Origin of the sequence: Vibrio sp. 1167 (assembly GCF_033340375.1) — a bacterium.
GTDB classification, from domain to species: Bacteria; Pseudomonadota; Gammaproteobacteria; order Enterobacterales; family Vibrionaceae; genus Vibrio; species Vibrio alginolyticus.
In genome coordinates, this window is record NZ_JAWOWK010000051.1 from 1 (window position 1) to 1,524 (window position 1,524).

Annotated in this window: 2 protein-coding genes; both read left to right on the plus strand. The window is 45.7% G+C overall.

From position 1 onward, the window contains the following. Positions 1–35 precede the first annotated feature (35 nt). Positions 36–347, plus strand: coding sequence for a PTS lactose/cellobiose transporter subunit IIA (locus R7Z78_RS24255; protein WP_005461092.1), 312 nt, complete (start codon positions 36–38; stop codon positions 345–347). A gap of 10 nt (positions 348–357) precedes the next feature. Next, the coding region (locus R7Z78_RS24260) for a 6-phospho-beta-glucosidase (protein WP_169643871.1) at positions 358–1,524 on the plus strand (1,167 nt) is incomplete at its 3' end.

The window sequence follows — 1,524 nt, forward strand, 5'->3', positions numbered from 1 at the left end:
TTTTACCAAGCAGCCCATATTTCTGGAGAGAGAAAATGGAACAAGAACTGGTTGTAATGGAAATCATCTGCAATGCGGGTGAAGCCAGAAGTTTAAGTTATGAAGCGCTCCGTTTGGCGAGAGAGCAAAAATTTGAAGCAGCAGAAGAGAAATTGTTGCAAGCCAGAGAGTGCATTAACAAGGCGCATTTAATTCAGACGCAACTGATCGAAGAAGATCAGGGGGAAGGCAAAGTGCCGATGACTCTGGTTATGGTGCACGCTCAAGATCATTTAATGACAACGATTCTAGCGCAAGAAATGGCTGTTGAGATTGTCGCTTTGAACAAGCAACTCGCGAATAAGTAAGGAAATCATTATGTCTAGAGAGGCGATCAAACTTGCCATTATTGGTGGTGGCAGTAGCTATACCCCGGAATTGGTTGAAGGGGTAATCAAACGCTTGGATTACTTGCCAGTTAAACAGATTCACTTTGTGGACATAGAATCCGGCGCGGAAAAACTAGAAATCATCAAGGGCTTGGCTCAGCGGATGGTCGATAAAGCGGGCGCGGATATTGAAATTAAAGCGGATTTTGACCGCCGTGCTGCGATCAAAGGCGCTGACTTTGTCATGACTCAATTCCGTGTAGGCGGGCTTGCTGCTCGAGCAAACGATGAAAGAATTCCTATCAAATACGATGTGATCGGACAAGAAACCACAGGCCCTGGCGGATTTGCTAAAGCACTGAGAACCATTCCGGTCATTCTTGATATCTGTAAAGACATTGAAGAGTTGGCGCCAAACGCTTGGATGCTCAACTTTACGAACCCTGCTGGTCTCGTCTCAGAAGCGGTGAGTAAGCATACTAAAGTCAAAAGTATCGGCTTATGTAATGTACCCGTCTCAATGGAAATGATGATTGCAGAGATGATGGATTGCGAGCCTAAAGAGCTACAGTTGGAGTTTGCAGGTCTAAATCATCTGGTCTGGGTACACAAAGCGTGGCTGAAAGGCGAAGACATCACTCAAACCGTCTTAGAGAAAGTCGGAGATGGCGCTAACTTCAGTATGAAGAACATTTGGGAAGAACCGTGGGATCCGGCATTTCTAAAAGCGCTTGGTGCGATTCCTTGTCCTTATCATCGCTATTTTTACCAAACAGACGCTATGTTGGCAGAAGAAAAGCAGAGCGCAGATGAAAAAGGGACTCGCGCAGAGCAAGTCATGGAAACCGAAAACGCATTGTTTAAGCTCTATCAAGATCCGAACTTAGACCACAAACCGAAAGAGTTGGAAGAGCGAGGGGGAGCGTATTACTCAGATGCGTCACTCAATCTCGTCGACTCTATTTATAACAACCGTAACAGCATTCATGTCGTAAACGTCTTAAACAACGGCGCGATCAATGGTCTACCGGATGACGCCGTGATTGAATGCAGTGCAGTGATTGGTAGTTGGGGAGCAAAACCACTTGCTGTTGGTGAGCTATCAAACAACATCAAAGGACTACTCCATCAAGTGAAAGCTTATGAGCAGTTGACG

Bases quoted from the DNA above. Each gene is read 5' to 3' on its own strand.
- R7Z78_RS24255 (WP_005461092.1), top strand. From the start codon at position 36: ATGGAACAAGAACTGGTTGTAATGGAAATCATCTGCAATGCGGGTGAA.